Genomic DNA, 15,723 nt, shown 5'->3' with positions numbered 1-15,723 from the left:
AATAATCATTTGTACTCTCAGCCTCACTCTCTAGTAGAGTATTTAACAAACTATTAAATCAGGGCAGGTCGATCATGTCGAATTCACAGAAGACACTATTACTTAGCGGTGCCAGCCGTGGGATCGGCCATGCAACCGTAAAGCGCTTTAGTGCTGCGGGATGGCGGGTGTTAACAATCTCCCGGCAGGCTTTTTCAGAGCATTGTCCTTGGGATGGTGGCGAAGAGAACCATATCCAACTGGATTTAGCCGATATGGACGCCTTGAAACTCGGAATTGAAACGATCCGCGAAAAGCTTGCTGGTGCCCCCTTAAACGCACTTGTAAATAACGCCGGAATTTCACCTAAAGGACCTGGTGGAGAGCGTTTTAGTACCCTGAACTCGAACTATGATGACTGGCTACACGTCTATAACGTAAATCTTTTTGCGCCGCTCATGCTTGCGCAAGGCCTTTTCAAGGAACTGGTTCAGGATAAAGGTGCCATTGTAAACGTTACTTCCATTGCGGGAAGTCGGGTTCATCCCTTTGCGGGTTCGGCTTATGGGACCTCTAAAGCAGCCCTTGCCGCTCTAACGCGCGAAATGGCCGCTGACTTCGGGCCGCACGGTGTTCGGGTGAATGCGATTGCACCAGGTGAGATTGACACATCCATCCTCTCTCCTGGTACTGAGGATCTTATTGAAGACATTCCCCTCCGGCGTCTTGGAAGGCCAGAGGAGGTTGCCTCTACAATTTATTTCCTTTGCGATGCCCCATCATCTTACGTCACAGGTGCAGAGGTTCATATCAACGGCGGGCAGCACGTATAAGAGATTACTGCCCGCACGCTATGAATACTAAGCGTCGCGCCAGCCTTCCTGGTTGACAAGTACTTCCAGCCGATCAAGTGCCCGCTCATACCGATCGAACATTTCATTGATTTCCGCTTCAGTGATAATCAAGGGCGGACAGAGCGCCAGATTATCCCCAGCAACGGCGCGGCTGATCAGTCCTTCTTCCTGCATCATCAGATAGCCTTTAGGACCGACAGCATGGGCTGGTGCAAAAGAGCGTTTAGTTGCCTTGTCAGCTACCAGCTCAGCCGCCCCAACAAGTCCACAAACACGAACTTCACCAACTAGTGGATGAGCTTCTAACGCCTTAAATCGGCTCTCAAAAGTCGGAACAATGGATTTAACGTGATCCATAATGTTTCGCTCTTCCATCAGCTCCAGTGTCCGGATCGCAACAGCTGCCGGAACTGGGTGACCAGAATAGGTGTAACCATGAGCAAAAGCGCCATGTTTTTCACTTTGCTTCACCATGCCTTGGAAAATCTCTTCGGAAATCATCACGGCAGCGATGGGCAGATATGCACTTGATAGGGCCTTTGCGCAGCTCAGAATATCCGGTTTCATACCCATTGTCTGGGTACCCCAGTAGTTACCGGTTCGTCCAAAGCCACAAATAACTTCGTCTGCGACAAGAAGGACATCGTATTTTTTAAGAACAGCCTGAATTTTTTCGAAGTAGCCTTTGGGCGGTACAATAACGCCACCAGCACCCATCACGGGCTCGGCAATAAAGGCGGCGATTGTTTCTGGCCCTTCTTTCAGAATTAACTCCTCCAGCTCAGTCGCCATCCGGGTTGCAAATTCCTCTTCGCTTTCACCATCTTTGCCGAAGCGGTAATAGTGTGGACAGCTTGTATGCAGAATATTCTGAATAGGAAGATCAAAGTCATTATGAAGTGGGGGCAAGCCCGTCAGGCTGGCGGCCGCAACAGTCACCCCATGATAGGCTTTCTGCCGACTGATGATCTTCTTCTTTTTAGGAAGCCCACGAGAATTATTGTAATACCAGATGATCTTAACAACCGTGTCGTTTGCTTCTGATCCGGAGTTTGTAAAGAACACCTTAGAGAAATCTGCCGGGGCAACTTCTTTCAATTTTTCCGCCAGTACGATTCCAGGCTCAGTCGATTTGCTGGCGAAGGCATGGTAGTATGGCAGCTTCTGCATTTGCTTGTAAGCTGCATCAATCAGTTCTTTCTCACCAAAGCCGAAAGACGTGCACCAAAGACCAGCTAAGCCCTCGATATATTCCTTGCCATTGTCGTCATAGACATAGATGCCTTTCCCGTTTTCGATAATCAACGGACCTGTATCTTGATGAGTTGACAGGTTTGTGTAGGGGTGGATCAGGCTTCTGACATCGCGACTGGCCAGTGAATTGCCTTCTTTCAAGCTTGGACTGCTCATAAGACGCCTCTTTTTCTGCAAAATAAAAGTTTGATCCCAAGCTAATTCTCAATTGACGTAGCGTCAAATAATCTTCGCGCTTGTTCCAATTAATATTTACTGGCTAAATACTGGAAAAGGGGAGGAAGAAACGTGGAATTCAAACTGACAGGTGCGGATGGTCTCTCTTTGCATCTTTATAAATGGTTGCCTGAAGGGGAGCCAAAAGCGGTTGTGCAGATTGCTCATGGCATGGCTGAACATGCCAAACGATATGCGAGGTTAGCAAAGGAATTAAATGAAGCTGGCTTTGCGGTCTACGCCAATGACCACCGGGGACATGGGTTATCGGTTCCAGATGGAAAAATTCCCGGCCATATGGCGGATAAGGACGGCTGGCGTCTCGCGGTAGAGGATCTGAAGCTAATCAATAACAAGATCCGGAAAAATCATCCTGGCAAAAAGATCATACTGCTTGGACACTCCATGGGTTCCTTCATGAGCCAGGATTATATGGCACATTATCCAGAAAGTGTGGACGGTGTGGCGCTCTCTGCGACTAATGGACCACCGGGTACATTGGGCAAACTTGGGCAATTGGTCTCACGGATCGAACAACTTCGAAATGGCAAGGAAGGCCATAGTACTCTTCTTGCAAATATGTCGTTTAAGGCCTTCAACAAAGCCTTCGCGCCTAACCGGACAGAATTCGACTGGCTGAGTAGAGACGAAGCAGAAGTGGACAAATATGCGAACGATCCCCTTTGTGGATTTGATTGTTCTATCGCCACGTGGATAGGTCTATTGGACGCTCTGACCCGGATTGCCTCCGACGCTGCACTCGCCAAAATGAACAAGGAAACGCCGATTTATATTTTTTCCGGCACGAAGGATCCGGTCGGGGAGCAAACAAAAGGCGTGAAGCGTTTGCTGAAACAGTATGAGAAGCACAAATTTTCAAATGTAACCCAACGCTTTTATGAAGATGGGCGGCATGAACTTTTCAATGAGACAAACCGTGACGAAGTCACCAGAGATCTAATTAACTGGCTGAATGAGGCTGTTCACTAGCAGTTGCGTTGATAGCGCTCTCGGATTGGACCATCTGGCGAGCGAGCCTGGCCTGTTCCCGCTCTTTGAGCATTTTTGAGGTGAGGCGGCTTCCGTCCTCACTCCAGCCGGGTGGTCCAAATACATACATGAAGGCGGCTTTCAGGCTTTTGGCTTTTACTAGATCCGTTATGATCCCAACCCATTCGTGAAAGGCAATCACCAAAGGATTGAAACTGGCCAGTTGCTTGACAATTCCATATCGGCAAGGCTCGGTCTTGTCCTCAGCAATAAAAGTTCCAAACATTCGGTCCCAAATGATCAGAATACCTGCGTAATTGGCATCTAGATATCTCGGGTTAATGGCATGATGAACCCTATGGTGGGAGGGCGTATTGAAAATATATTCGATGGGTTTCCACATGCGATCTATTGCTTCTGTGTGGATCCAGAACTGGTAAACAAGACTAATGCCTTGCTGAAATATGATCATTTCCAGTGGAAAACCGATTAACGAAAGTAACAGCCAGGGGATCCAGGTTGCAGCAAGGCCTCCAGTCCATGTCTGACGAAGAGCTGTCGTGAGGTTATAATACTGGGAGGAGTGGTGGTTGATATGCGCTGCCCACCAGAACCGATGTTCGTGGCTAAGTCGATGAAACCAATAGTAACAAAAATCCTCAGCGAAAAAGATGAACAGAAAAGCAAGCCAGCTATAGCCGATATCAAACAGGCGATACTGATAAACCCAAAGGGACACTCCGCCCACAATCCCAAGGTTGATAAATCCGATGGCAAATTTGCCAAGCCCCATGAAAAGTGAAGCAGCACTATCGCGATATTCGTAGTTGGATTTCTCAGGACGGAAGCGTCCAATAATCGCTTCTAGAATAATCAAAAGGACGAAGAAAGGAATGGCCAGGGTGACAGGATCAGGCAGTTGCATTTGGTTTCCCTTCTGAGGCTAACTTGATCCAAAAGTTTAAGTCTTCCTCCGTTTCCGGCTGGATGGCGAGCGGCGCGTGCGAGATGTCCTCTCGCTGGATCCGAATTGTTTGCTCTGAAATTGCTAGATTATCTGTGCCTGCGAAGCGTTGATGAACCAATTTGTTGCCGAAACTTCTTAAGGCAAAAAATTCTGTTGTGTTTTTTATCTGTGCAAGAGCGCTTTTATGATCACGCCCAAGCGTTATCTTGCTGATGGTTTCATCAGGTTCATTCAGGCGCAGGAATTCATAAACAACATCTTCTGTCAAAACCAGATCTCGCTGTCCCGCAATTAAACGGATTAGCAAAATCAGGATTAGCACAGCCGTTGTCGCCCCTCCCAAAAGATAATGTAACTCAATATCCAATTGTCAGCTCTGCGTATCATTTTTTAACATCTTACCAGCTTTGAGGGTGTGTGGAAATATTGACGTAAGGTAAAGCGTCAAAGACGTGAAAAATCTTAGCATTGTTTAGAGTAACCGCTTTACCCACATGAACTGTTTTCGTATCTTCTAAAAATCTAACAAGGAAAAATAAAAAGGGATTGTGTGTTATGAGAGGCCTTATTCAAGATCGTCCTTTACTCATTTCTTCTCAAATTGAGTATGCGGGCACTTACCATGGAGATGTGGAAATTGTCTCCAGAACGGTTGAAGGTCCAATTCATCGGACAAATTATCGAGAGATCAATCTGCGATCCAAAAAACTGGCGCAGGCCCTAGCCCGTCTTGGGGTCGAGTTTGGGGATCGTGTTGGAACCTTGGCCTGGAATGGGTATCGGCATCTTGAGATCTATTTCGGGGTCTCTGGAATGGGGTGTGTCTGTCATACTATTAACCCGCGCCTCTTCCCTGAGCAGATTGCCTATATCGCCAACCATGCAGAAGACAAAGTGATTTTTACGGATCTCACTTTTGTTCCGCTGTTGGAAGCGATCGCCTCTGAACTTGGGTCAGTTCAGCATTTTGTTATCATGACAGATGAAGCTCATATGCCTGAAACTAGCCTTCCAAATGTGATCTGTTATGAAACGTTAGTCGAGGCGGAAAATGGCGAATATGACTGGCCAGTCTTTGATGAAATGACAGCCTCTAGCCTCTGTTACACTTCTGGAACGACAGGAAATCCAAAAGGCGTTCTTTACGCCCACCGCTCAACAATTCTTCACAGCTATTGTGTCTGTACCAATGATGGCTTGGGCGTTTGCAATGCTGATACCATTCTGCCAGTTGTGCCCATGTTCCATGCCAATGCATGGGGGATCCCTTATGCCGCTGCCATGTCAGGAGCCAAGATGGTTATGCCGGGTAGCGAAATGGATGGAAAGTCAATCTATGAGTTGATGGAAGCCGAAGGGGTTACCCTTTCAGCTGGCGTTCCGACCGTTTGGTTGATGCTGTTGGGGTATGTGAAAGAAAATAGTCTGAAGTTTTCTACCATGAACCGGACAGTCATCGGGGGCTCCGCTGCGCCGCGCTCCATGATCGAAACTTTTGTCAATGAGTATGGAGTTAATGTAATCCATGCTTGGGGAATGACGGAAATGAGCCCGCTGGGGACTACTGGTAACCTTCTGAAGAAGCATCAGGATCTACCTGGCGACAAACAGATTGATATCCGCCTGAAACAGGGCCGAACAGTCTTTAACGTTGATTTGAAAATTGTCGACGATGAAGGAAATGAGCAGCCTCGTGATGGCGTTGCCTTTGGGCGTCTTCTGGTTCGTGGGCCCTGGATCACCAGCGGATATTTCAAGGCGGAGGGTGGCTCCGTTGTGGATGAAGAGGGGTGGTTTGATACGGGCGATGTTGCCACCCTCGATCCAGACGGCTACATGCAAATCACAGATCGCTCCAAAGATGTGATTAAGTCTGGTGGCGAGTGGATCTCTTCCATTGATGTGGAAAATGAAGCTGTTGGTTGTCCTGGCATTGTGGAGGCAGCTGTAATTGCGGTGCCTCATCCGAAATGGGATGAGCGTCCTTTGGTGATCGCAGTCAAAGAGGAGGGGCATTCTGTTACCAAGGAAGATGTCCTGCATCATTTGGAAAACACTTTGGCCAAGTGGCAATTGCCCGACGATGTCGTTTTTGTCGACGAATTGCCCCATACCGCAACTGGAAAACTCCTGAAAACTGCACTTCGTGAGCAGTTTAAGGACTACAAACTGCCAACTGCTTGATCTGAAGATTTATATCTTTAACGAAATGGGCCGTTTTGCGGCCCATTTTTGTTGACTGTTTAAATTGACCATTTAAAGTTGAACTAAATGGGGCAATATTTAATTAGGGGTTACTTGTATAATCATGTTGAGTTTTAAGTCAGGGGTTGTTTCCCTTTTGGCCTTGGCCACTCTTTCCGCTTGCACAACAACTTCCAGCGAGGTTCGCAGGCCAGCCAATTCATCAGATACTGCAAGAGTCGCTGAAAGTAATTTGGCGACCGTCAGTGATATTGTTGATGCATCCGGTGCCTATTCAGTAAAATCTGAGCAAGCAAAAGATTATGAAGTCGATCCTACAGGGAACAATGAAAAGCTGGTTGTTCAGATGGGAGCAGATTTTAACCGTAAGTATTTGCTATGTGACATCCCTGACAAGTGTGAACCGGTTAAACCTATCGTAACCCAAACAAGTAACAGTATTTCGACTGGTGATAAAACGGATGCGCGGGATACTGTTATCAGTGATGTAAAGCTGAGTGAGAATACCCTCTCTTTGTTTGGTAAAAATCTAACTACCTCTGCTTCTCCTAAAAAAATTCTTATCATGCAACCGGATGTGGAGTTGTATGAGCTGGGCGTTGCATTGCAGGAGCCTAATGCTTTCTGGACAAAGATTGCCAATAACTACGTTACCGAAATTTCGGCCCAATATTTTCAGAAGCTAGGCTACGACGTATCTTTGTATAAAGATAAGGCCAACGGTGTTTCTGAGAAAACGGGACAGGATTTGATCAGTCTGCATGAAGATGTTGGTATTTCAATTTTGAATTTCCAGCAGAATGCGATGCTGCAGTTACCAACTCTGCAAAGTGGCAAATTCGACTGGCATCTAGGAAAGACAACCCAGGAACTAGCATCAGGATACGGAGCAGATTACGGTTTATTCATTTATCTTCGGGATCAGTATTCCTCTGGTAGTCGTGTGGCTGCTCAAATTATGATGGCTGTATTGTTTGGGGCTCATGTTCAAGGCGGTACACAAGTTGGTTTTGCTTCTCTGGTCAATCTAAAAACCGGGGAGGTAGAGTGGTTCAATCGGATTGTGTCTACCTCTGGTGATCTCCGTACATTCCCGGCTGCGGTGAATGCAACAGATGCGCTTTACGAAGATATTCCACTCTAATGTTTTTTAGAGTTTTAGGTGTCATTCTTTGCCTGAGTTTGGCGGCTTGTAACACGACATCAGTGGAGGGACCTGTCAGTCCTGGTTACAAGCCTGCCCTAACCTCAACGGAAGCTGGGCTTTGGATGACTATGAACAAGTTTGAGCGACGGCTTGCCAATAGCGCGCTTGTTGAAAGGGATCCTGAGCTTAACGCTTATGTTAAGTCTGTGATCTGCCGTGTTTCTGAAGCGCATTGCCAGGACATCCAGCTTTTCATTCTCAAGAATCCATATTTCAATGCATCTATGGCACCAAATGGATCTATGTTTGTTTGGACTGGATTACTTTTGCGTGTGCAAAATGAAGATCAACTGGCGGCCGTTCTTGGGCATGAGCTCGTTCATTACGTTAATCGTCATAGCTTACAGCAATGGAACCGCACAAAAGCGACGTTAGAGTTTCTGACTTTTTTCACCATCGCAACTGGCGGCTTTGATTTTGGTATCACCGGCATGTTGGCAACCGTTGGTGCAATGGGGGCTTTGCAGGGGTATTCCCGCGATCACGAGCATGAAGCGGATGCGGGTGGCGTTAAATTGGTCCATGAAGCGGGCTATGATGTCGATGAGATTGTTAAGCTTTGGGAATTGATTGAAGCCGAGCACAAGGCCTCCGAAAAAGAAACTCCAAGTATTTTCTGGGCAACTCACCCTGCAAATGAAGACCGGATAAAACGCCTCACGGAAGAGGGGGAGCGTTTAAAGGCTGACCGACGAGTGCTCAAAAGGGGGCCATCTTCGAAGTTTCAAGACGTTTACGCCAAACACTGGCATCAATGGGCTCAAAATCTTGTAACTGTTTCCGGCCCTAAAGAAGCTTCCGTCGTTCTTGAGCATCTGGAGGCCAATGGACAGAATGCCGAGGAAATTGCTTATTTCATTGCCGAGGTATACCGGCGAAAGGGAACAGAAGACGAGCTTGAAAAAGCCAAAGAATATTATCTCAAGGCAGCGTCAATAGAACCGGCTCCCTTGAAAACTCACAAACATCTCGGCCTTGTTGAAAAGCGACTTGGAAGAAATGAGGCCGCTATCTCCAGTTTCGAAACCTATCTGGAGCAAAACCCTTCAGCTGCGGATGCAAAACTTGTCCGCTCATATATTGAACAGTTAAGGAAATAAAATGCGAAAACTGCTTGTCTTGTTTTCTCTTCTTCTCGTCACAGCCTGTATACCGAGTTACAAACTGTTAAAAACAGGTAATCGGGTCATGTGGGACAGTTATACAGTTGCTACGGCCGAAAATATCAATGAAATGCAGTCTGAAAAGGCAATTTCTTGGACCCAATATGGCCCAATTCTCGAGAATATCCAATTCATTAAGCCGCTTAAAGAGGGTGATAAAATCCCAGGTGACTACAAGGATGATGTCGCGTCGAAGGTTCCTGCTTACCGAACCGGAATGACACCCGAAGAAGTAGTCGAACTCTATCGGTCCAGTGTCTCGCTAAATGGCAAGGTGGTTACAGAGATTTCAGAATTAACACCGCGGGATATTGGCGGCCTTGCCGGATATAGCTTCGAAGCGTTTGTCTCGACACCAAAAGGCAAAGACTTAAGGGTCAAAATCTATTTTGTAGAAAAGGATTCCAAGCTTTATCTGATTGAATTTGGCGCCCGTGCCGTTCATTACTATCAAGCTCGTCTTCAGACTGCTGAGCAGGTTGTAAATTCACTGACTTTCTAGATTGTGACGGTCCCCACATTCATTTTGAACGATCGGTCTTGATCTTTGGGATGAAAACCGATTGGATGGCGGGGACTAAAAACATAAGGAAGAAAAATGACCCTGCAAAATAAACAATACCGTCTCGCAGCACGGCCTGTTGGAACTCCAAAGGATAGTGACTGGGAATTTACGACGGAGGCCATACCAACCGCCGGGGAGGGCGAAGTGGTTGTCAAGGTCCACTATGTCTCTCTTGATCCAGCGATGCGTGGCTGGATGAATGATGCGAAGTCCTATATTCCGCCTGTTGGACTTGGGGAGGTCATGCGGGCTGGTACTGTCGGTGAAGTGATCGAAAGTAATAACTCTGCTTTTGCAGTTGGTGATTATGTAACCGGTTACCACGGCGTGCAACAGTATGGAAAATCAGATGGAAAGGACTTGGTTAAGGTTGATCCCAACCTCGCTCCTTTGCAAAGCTATTTGGGGGGTCTCGGTATGCCTGGGCTGACGGCCTATTTTGGGCTTACAGATGTAGGCGCAGTGAAAGAAGGGGATACGGTTCTCGTCTCTGGTGCTGCGGGGGCAGTGGGCTCTATGGTTGGTCAGATCGCCAAAATTTTGGGTGCTCGTGCAGTGGGTATCGCTGGCGGTGCAGGCAAATGCAGGTACGTGGTTGACGAGCTTGGCTTTGAAGCATGTGTTGATTACAAATCGGATAGCTTCCTGAAAGACTTGAAAGAGCCATTGAAGACAGGTGTTGATGTCTATTTCGATAATGTGGGCGGGGATATTCTGGATATTGCACTTGCTCGCCTTAATCGACATGCGCGCGTTGTGATTTGTGGCGCAATTTCTCAGTACAACAACACAACGCCAGTTCAAGGGCCCGTCAATTACTTGAACCTTCTGGTACAGCATGCCCGAATGGAAGGCTTTGTCGTATTTGATTACATCAAGCAATATGAAGAAGGAACGCGCCAGCTCGCAACCTGGTATTCAGAAGGGAAGCTGCAGTTCAAAGAGCATATTGATGAGGGAATTGAAAACTTCCCAACCACTTTCCTTAAACTTTTTACCGGCGAAAATTTCGGTAAGCTGGTTTTGAAAGTGAACGAAAACTAGTCTTTCCAGTAATTCTGAAGCGATCGGCCGCCCTTTAGAGTTGCAGCTTTGAAGGGCGGCTTTTTTGTGAGTGATATGACTGTCTCTATTCAAATTGTTCCGGGGAGCCAAGCTGATGCGATGGAAATTGCAAGGCTATCAAATATGGCGGCCTCAGGGACTTCTTTCGTGCGCTGGCAACAACTTGCAGAAGGGACTGCTGAAGACCCATGGAATAAAGGTGCGGAATGTGTCAGGCGCGACGTGGGAGAGTTTTCTTACCGTCATTGCTATTTACTTAAAACAGCTGAAGGCAAAGTTGCAGGACTGGTAAATTCATTTTTGATGATTGAGGAAAATGCTGATCTCAGAGATGAGCCAGCCTGGCTTCCCTATGCTCAGCCTTTTCAGGAATTTGAGGGATCTGTCGTCGGGAATTGGTATATCAATTTTCTCGCCGTGAAAGAGGAGTATCGGGGACAGGGATTGGCAAGTCACCTTCTGGATCATGCGTTGAAATTGGCAAAAGATAGCGGGGTCAGTGCTGTCAATTTAGTGGTCTTGGGCAGTAAGACTTCTGTTATCAGATTATATGAACGATATGGTTTTTCTATCCAAAGAACGCTTCCGGCGATTTCTATGGGGGATCAGTTTATCGGGGATAGTTGGCATCTCATGGAAAAGCAGCTTTAGGGTTTTGGGAAAAAGATTGAAGTCTCCCCCTAATGAAGTTACATCTGCTGCAATTGAAATCTAGGGCCCCATAGGTGGCCATGAATGTGGAACTGCTGAATAAGCGGTTCGGAAGTGATCATGAGTATTCTTGAAGATCGTGTCGCCAATCGGCGCACTTTTGCGATTATTGCCCATCCGGACGCGGGTAAAACGACTTTGACTGAAAAGCTGCTGCTCTTTGGTGGTGCTATTCAGTTGGCCGGCGCGGTGAAAACTCGGGGAGAGCAACGCCGTGCTCGTTCTGACTGGATGAAGGTGGAACGCGAGCGGGGCATTTCTGTTGCCTCGTCTGTCATGACTTTCGACTATCAGGGCAAGACGTTCAATCTGCTTGATACACCGGGCCATGAGGACTTCTCCGAAGATACATATCGAACCTTAACTGCGGTGGATAGCGCCGTCATGGTGCTTGACGGGGCGAAAGGTATTGAAAGCCAGACGCGGAAACTCTTTGAGGTCTGCCGCCTTCGCGATATGCCGATTGTCACTTTCATCAACAAATTCGACCGTGAAGCCCTCGATCCGTTTGAGCTGTTGGATGATATTGAGCAGACCCTGGCGCTGGATGTGGTTCCAGCGAGTTGGCCGATCGGCATGGGGCGGAATTTTCATGGGTGTTATGACCTGTTCAATGATCGTCTGGTGTTGGTCAGCAAAGACAAAAACAATCATTTGGACGAAGGTATTGTTTGCAACGGTATTGATGATCCAAAGATTGATGAACTTTTGCCAACCGGATATGCCGAAAAACTCCGGGAAGATGTCGAAATGGTTCGGGAACTTTGCCCTGAATTTGATCAACAGGCCTTCCTTGATGGAACGATGACACCTGTATATTTCGGATCCGCGATCAATAACTTCGGGGTTGAGACTTTGCTGGATGGCCTGACCCTCATGGCGCCTTCTCCAAAGCCTGCACCATCTGTGGATCGCGAAATTCAGCCAGATGAGAAAAAAGTCAGCGGCTTTATTTTCAAGATCCAGGCCAATATGGACCCAAAACACCGGGACCGTATTGCTTTTATGCGACTGGTGTCTGGCCATTTCAAACGGGGGGCCAAGCTGAAGCATGTGCGTTCTGGCAAAACCCTGGCCATTCATAATCCTGTTCTGTTTCTGGCACAGGATCGGGAGTTGGCTGAAGAAGCCTGGCCCGGTGATATTATTGGCCTACCCAACCATGGAAACCTTCGAATTGGGGATGCCTTGACAGAGGGCGAGGATGTTCGCTTTACCGGCATTCCAAGCTTCGCACCGGAATTGTTGCAGAAGGTTCGTCCTGTCGATCCAATGCGCGCTAAGCATTTGGGGCGTGCTCTGATCCAGATCGCTGAAGAGGGCGCAGCCCGCGCCTTTAAAACTCGGTTAGGATCAGATTGGGTTGTGGGTGTTGTCGGTGCCTTGCAGTTTGAGGTGCTGGCAGATCGTATCCGGACTGAGTATGATATTCCTGTTAATTTCGAGCCGACAGAGCTTTACACTGCCCGTTGGGTTGAACAGGAAGACCATAACGAATTGAAAAAATTCCTCGATGCCAATCAGGCTTCACTTGCCGAAGATCATGATGAGGCACCTGTTTTCCTCGCCCGTAATGCATGGCATCTTGAGCGGGCGGAGAAAGACTGGCCAAATATTAAGTTCTGTAAAACCAAGGAACAGCTTGTTTAGGGAGATCTAAATGCCTTCTTTTGATATTGTTTCTAAGACTGATCTGAACGAGGTTGCGAACGCCCTCAACAATGTCCGCCGGGAAATTGAGACCCGTTATGATTTTAAGGGCAGCAACTGCACTATCGAGCAAACCGATAATGTGATTACGATCCATGCTGACGATGATCTCAAACTCCGTCAAATGCATGAGCTGCTGCAGGGGCATTTGACCCGTCGGAATGTGGATGCCGGTGTTCTGGAATATAAGACCCCTGAGAAAGCCGCCGGTCAAAGTGTGCGTCAGCAGGTAATTGTGCGCGAAGGCATTGATAAGGAACTTGCCAAGAAACTGGTGAAATCCATCAAGGGGAGCAAGATCAAGGTCCAGGTCGCCATTCAGGGCGACGAGCTTCGGGTTACCGGTAAAAAGCGGGATGACTTGCAGGCAGTTATATCCTTTTGTAAGGAGCAGGATACGGAGATGCCCCTACAATATGTGAATTTCCGCGACTAGTTCGCGGTTGGGAATTCAAGATTTGAAGGGGATGGTCTTGCCATCCCTTTTTTATGCCAGTTGATAGGTAGAGCTGACCCTGAGATCACCTTCTGTTTTCACCTCACCCGTTTCAACCATGAGGATAATGTGCGAATAAACAGAGCGTGCAGCTGCTGGATGTAAATATTCTGGCACATCTTTATACATCTTCTTGACCATTTCCGGGATACTTGCAGGTCCTTCCTGAAGGCAGGAGCGGATTTGGTCTATGCGGCTATGACGATGAGCAATGAGCCCCTTCACATGTTCCTTCGGGTTGTCAATTGCCGGTCCGTGAGTTGGCCAGTAACGATCATGATCAAAGTCCAATAGTTTTTCTAGACTTTCCAGATACTGTTTCATGTCCCCATCAGGCGGAGAGACAATAGAAGTCGACCAACCCATTACGTGGTCACCAGAAAATAGGGTTTTCTCTTCGACTAACTCAAAGCAAAGATGGTTGGAAAGATGGCCTGGGGTATGGATAGCCCGAACAGTCCAGTCGTCGGTCTCGACCAGATCTCCATCCTTTAGGTAAATGTCTGGGTTAAATTTCATATCCCCATCTTCTTCGGCTTTCATGCCGGGTTTTCCGCTGCCATGGGGTCCATATCCATAGGTTTTTGCGCCGGTCTTTTCTTTAAGGGGCGCTGCGCCAGGAGAATGATCCATGTGGGTATGGGTAATCAGGATATGGCTAATGGTTTCCCCTTCGGTAGCTCGTAGTATTGCGTCAATATGAGCTTCGTCGGCGGGGCCTGGGTCGATGACAGCTACATTTTTTCCTTTTCCAAGGATGTAGGTTCCCGTTCCATGTAGGGTGAAAGCACTTGGGTTTTTCGCAACGACACGGCGGATCAGTGGGCTCAAATCACTGGTTTCGCCATACTCAAATTCAAGCTCTTTGTTAAAGGTCAGGGATGGGGCCATTGTATATTCCGTTTCGGATTTTTGTTTTCAGATCAGCTCAGCAAAGAATCTAACACCAAGCGTTTGTTTTTTTAAGTCCGGCACATCACAGATTTGTCTGTATAGAAGTGAATTCTAACATTTTTTAACCAACGAATGGAATAGGAAAGAAATGGGAGTAGTAGAAAAACTGATGAAAATTCAGTAATTTAGATAGTCCTAAAAATAGAACTTATTATATAAAATCCATATTTACTTAGAGGAACTCGTTAATAAATTAAATAGAAAAAAATTTCTTCTCAGTCATAATTATAAAATATATTAATTTTTCGTTTCTTTTAAATAATAATACTACTGTTATAAAGTATATATTAGAATAGATATTTCATGTATGTTGTATTTTGTTCATTTTATTTTGCAAGTGCGAAAAAGAATTCATGGTCGCATGTTTTTTTTACTGTTGACGCTAAAATAAATGACTGCCTATAGTTTTTAACAAGGGTCGCAAATGTCCGATTAAGTTGCGGCCTTTCAGAAATCAAAAAATAACTTTCGGACAACATAGGGGAGGCCGTTCTGTTAGAGTTTTTACAGTTGGTCATAGGCGGGGTTTCTATCGGATGCATCTATGCTCTGGTCGCACTCGGCTTCGTATTGATCTATAAAGCAACAGAGGTAGTCAACTTCGCACAGGGTGAGCTAATGATGCTCGGTGCGTTTTTTGCCTACACATTCATTTCAATTTTTGGCTGGAATTACTGGGTAGGGGCCGCAGCCGCGATTGCCTGCATGTTTGTCGTCGGCAACTTGACGGATCGTGTAATCCTGCGACCTGTATTGGGTCAGCCGCAATTTGCCATTGTTCTTGTGACAATTGGTTTTGGTTATATCGCGAGAAGTGTCGCCGGTATGATGCCGGGGTGGGGAACGGAAACCTACGCGATTGAGACACCCTTTTCTAGTGAAGGGATGGCATTGATCCCGGAATCCATGGGAACCCTAGTGATTGCCCAGACGGATCTTTCGGTGATCGTGGCAACTATCCTGTTTTGTGCAGTGTTGTATGCCTTCTTTACCTATACGAAACTCGGGGTTGCTATGCAGGCATCCTCTCAGAACCAGCTTGCCTCTTATTACATGGGGGTCCCGGTCAAGTCGGTCTTCTCCATGATCTGGGGAATTAGTGCAGCTGTCGCAGCAGCAGCCGGAATTCTGCTGGCGCCGACAACTCTGATCGATACCAGTATGGGGTTCATAGGGCTTAAAGCATTCCCAGCCGCCGTGCTCGGTGGGTTTGGGTCGATCCCAGGTGCCGTTGTTGGGGGACTGATAATCGGCATTATTGAAACGCTGGCTGGCTTCTATCTGCCACCCGGTTTCAAAAACGTCGCGGCCTATGTTGTGCTGTTAATTGTTCTGGTCGTGAGACCTCAAGGCCTGTTCGGTGAGAAAACAGGAAAGAGGGTGTAAT

Annotated in this window: 15 protein-coding genes; 11 read left to right on the top strand and 4 right to left on the bottom strand. The window is 47.1% G+C overall.

Annotation, left to right across the window (positions count from 1 at the left end):
• Positions 1-74 precede the first annotated feature (74 nt).
• Positions 75-812 carry an SDR family NAD(P)-dependent oxidoreductase gene (locus HH301_RS15405; RefSeq protein ID WP_169569910.1) on the top strand — a complete coding sequence of 246 codons (738 nt, stop codon included), beginning with the start codon at positions 75-77 and terminating at the stop codon, positions 810-812.
• A 27-nt stretch (positions 813-839) separates the two neighbouring features.
• On the opposite strand, the gene HH301_RS15400 is transcribed toward HH301_RS15405, so the two are convergent.
• Positions 840-2,243 carry an aspartate aminotransferase family protein gene (locus tag HH301_RS15400; protein WP_169569909.1) on the bottom strand — a complete coding sequence of 468 codons (1,404 nt, stop codon included), beginning with the start codon at positions 2,241-2,243 and terminating at the stop codon, positions 840-842.
• A gap of 132 nt (positions 2,244-2,375) precedes the next feature.
• Between HH301_RS15400 and HH301_RS15395 the strand changes: the two genes are divergently transcribed.
• A complete protein-coding gene (locus tag HH301_RS15395) occupies positions 2,376-3,293 on the top strand; it encodes an alpha/beta fold hydrolase (protein WP_169569908.1) in 918 nt (305 codons plus the stop codon).
• Here HH301_RS15395 and HH301_RS15390 read toward each other — a convergent pair.
• Both HH301_RS15390 and HH301_RS15385 read right to left on the bottom strand, forming a co-directional pair.
• On the bottom strand, positions 3,265-4,218 hold the full coding sequence (locus HH301_RS15390; RefSeq protein WP_169569907.1) for a sterol desaturase family protein: 954 nt from the start codon (positions 4,216-4,218) through the stop codon (positions 3,265-3,267). The genes HH301_RS15395 and HH301_RS15390 overlap by 29 nt on opposite strands.
• Entirely contained in the window at positions 4,205-4,627 is a 423-nt protein-coding gene (locus HH301_RS15385; protein ID WP_169569906.1) for a hypothetical protein, read from the bottom strand. The genes HH301_RS15390 and HH301_RS15385 overlap by 14 nt, the downstream gene beginning before the upstream one ends.
• Before the next feature lie 188 nt (positions 4,628-4,815).
• On the opposite strand from HH301_RS15385, the gene HH301_RS15380 reads away from it, so the two are divergent.
• The 8 genes from HH301_RS15380 (at position 4,816) to HH301_RS15345 (ending at position 13,322) form a co-directional block, all read left to right on the top strand.
• Positions 4,816-6,444: a 3-(methylthio)propionyl-CoA ligase gene (locus HH301_RS15380; protein WP_169569905.1), complete on the top strand. Its 1,629-nt coding sequence runs from the start codon at positions 4,816-4,818 to the stop codon at positions 6,442-6,444.
• Positions 6,445-6,568: 124 nt separating this feature from the next.
• Entirely contained in the window at positions 6,569-7,609 is a 1,041-nt protein-coding gene (locus tag HH301_RS15375; protein ID WP_169569904.1) for a hypothetical protein, read from the top strand.
• Positions 7,609-8,772, top strand: a complete 1,164-nt coding sequence (locus HH301_RS15370) for a M48 family metallopeptidase (protein ID WP_169569903.1) — start codon at positions 7,609-7,611, stop codon at positions 8,770-8,772. The genes HH301_RS15375 and HH301_RS15370 overlap by 1 nt, the downstream gene beginning before the upstream one ends.
• 1 nt (position 8,773) lies before the next feature.
• Complete coding sequence (locus HH301_RS15365; protein ID WP_169569902.1) at positions 8,774-9,337, top strand: hypothetical protein; 564 nt, start codon at positions 8,774-8,776, stop codon at positions 9,335-9,337.
• Positions 9,338-9,433: 96 nt separating this feature from the next.
• Positions 9,434-10,444: an NADP-dependent oxidoreductase gene (locus HH301_RS15360; protein ID WP_206378366.1), complete on the top strand. Its 1,011-nt coding sequence runs from the start codon at positions 9,434-9,436 to the stop codon at positions 10,442-10,444.
• A gap of 75 nt (positions 10,445-10,519) precedes the next feature.
• Positions 10,520-11,116 carry a GNAT family N-acetyltransferase gene (locus HH301_RS15355; RefSeq protein WP_240969635.1) on the top strand — a complete coding sequence of 199 codons (597 nt, stop codon included), beginning with the start codon at positions 10,520-10,522 and terminating at the stop codon, positions 11,114-11,116.
• A 120-nt stretch (positions 11,117-11,236) separates the two neighbouring features.
• Positions 11,237-12,826, top strand: coding sequence for a peptide chain release factor 3 (locus HH301_RS15350; protein ID WP_169569900.1), 1,590 nt, complete (start codon positions 11,237-11,239; stop codon positions 12,824-12,826).
• 10 nt (positions 12,827-12,836) lie between these two features.
• Positions 12,837-13,322: a YajQ family cyclic di-GMP-binding protein gene (locus HH301_RS15345; protein ID WP_169569899.1), complete on the top strand. Its 486-nt coding sequence runs from the start codon at positions 12,837-12,839 to the stop codon at positions 13,320-13,322.
• 51 nt (positions 13,323-13,373) lie between these two features.
• Here HH301_RS15345 and HH301_RS15340 read toward each other — a convergent pair whose 3' ends face one another.
• Positions 13,374-14,273 (bottom strand): MBL fold metallo-hydrolase, encoded by a 900-nt coding sequence (locus tag HH301_RS15340; RefSeq protein ID WP_169569898.1) that lies wholly within the window; start codon positions 14,271-14,273, stop codon positions 13,374-13,376.
• Between the two features lie 555 nt (positions 14,274-14,828).
• Here HH301_RS15340 and HH301_RS15335 point away from each other — a divergent pair.
• Entirely contained in the window at positions 14,829-15,722 is an 894-nt protein-coding gene (locus HH301_RS15335; RefSeq protein WP_169569982.1) for a branched-chain amino acid ABC transporter permease, read from the top strand.
• The last annotated feature ends 1 nt before the right edge of the window (position 15,723 follow it).

It is taken from the genome of Sneathiella limimaris, from assembly GCF_012932565.1.
Lineage (GTDB): Bacteria > Pseudomonadota > Alphaproteobacteria > Sneathiellales > Sneathiellaceae > Sneathiella > Sneathiella limimaris.
Note: the sequence above shows the minus strand (reverse complement) of the source record. Positions and strands in the feature narration are given on the sequence as shown.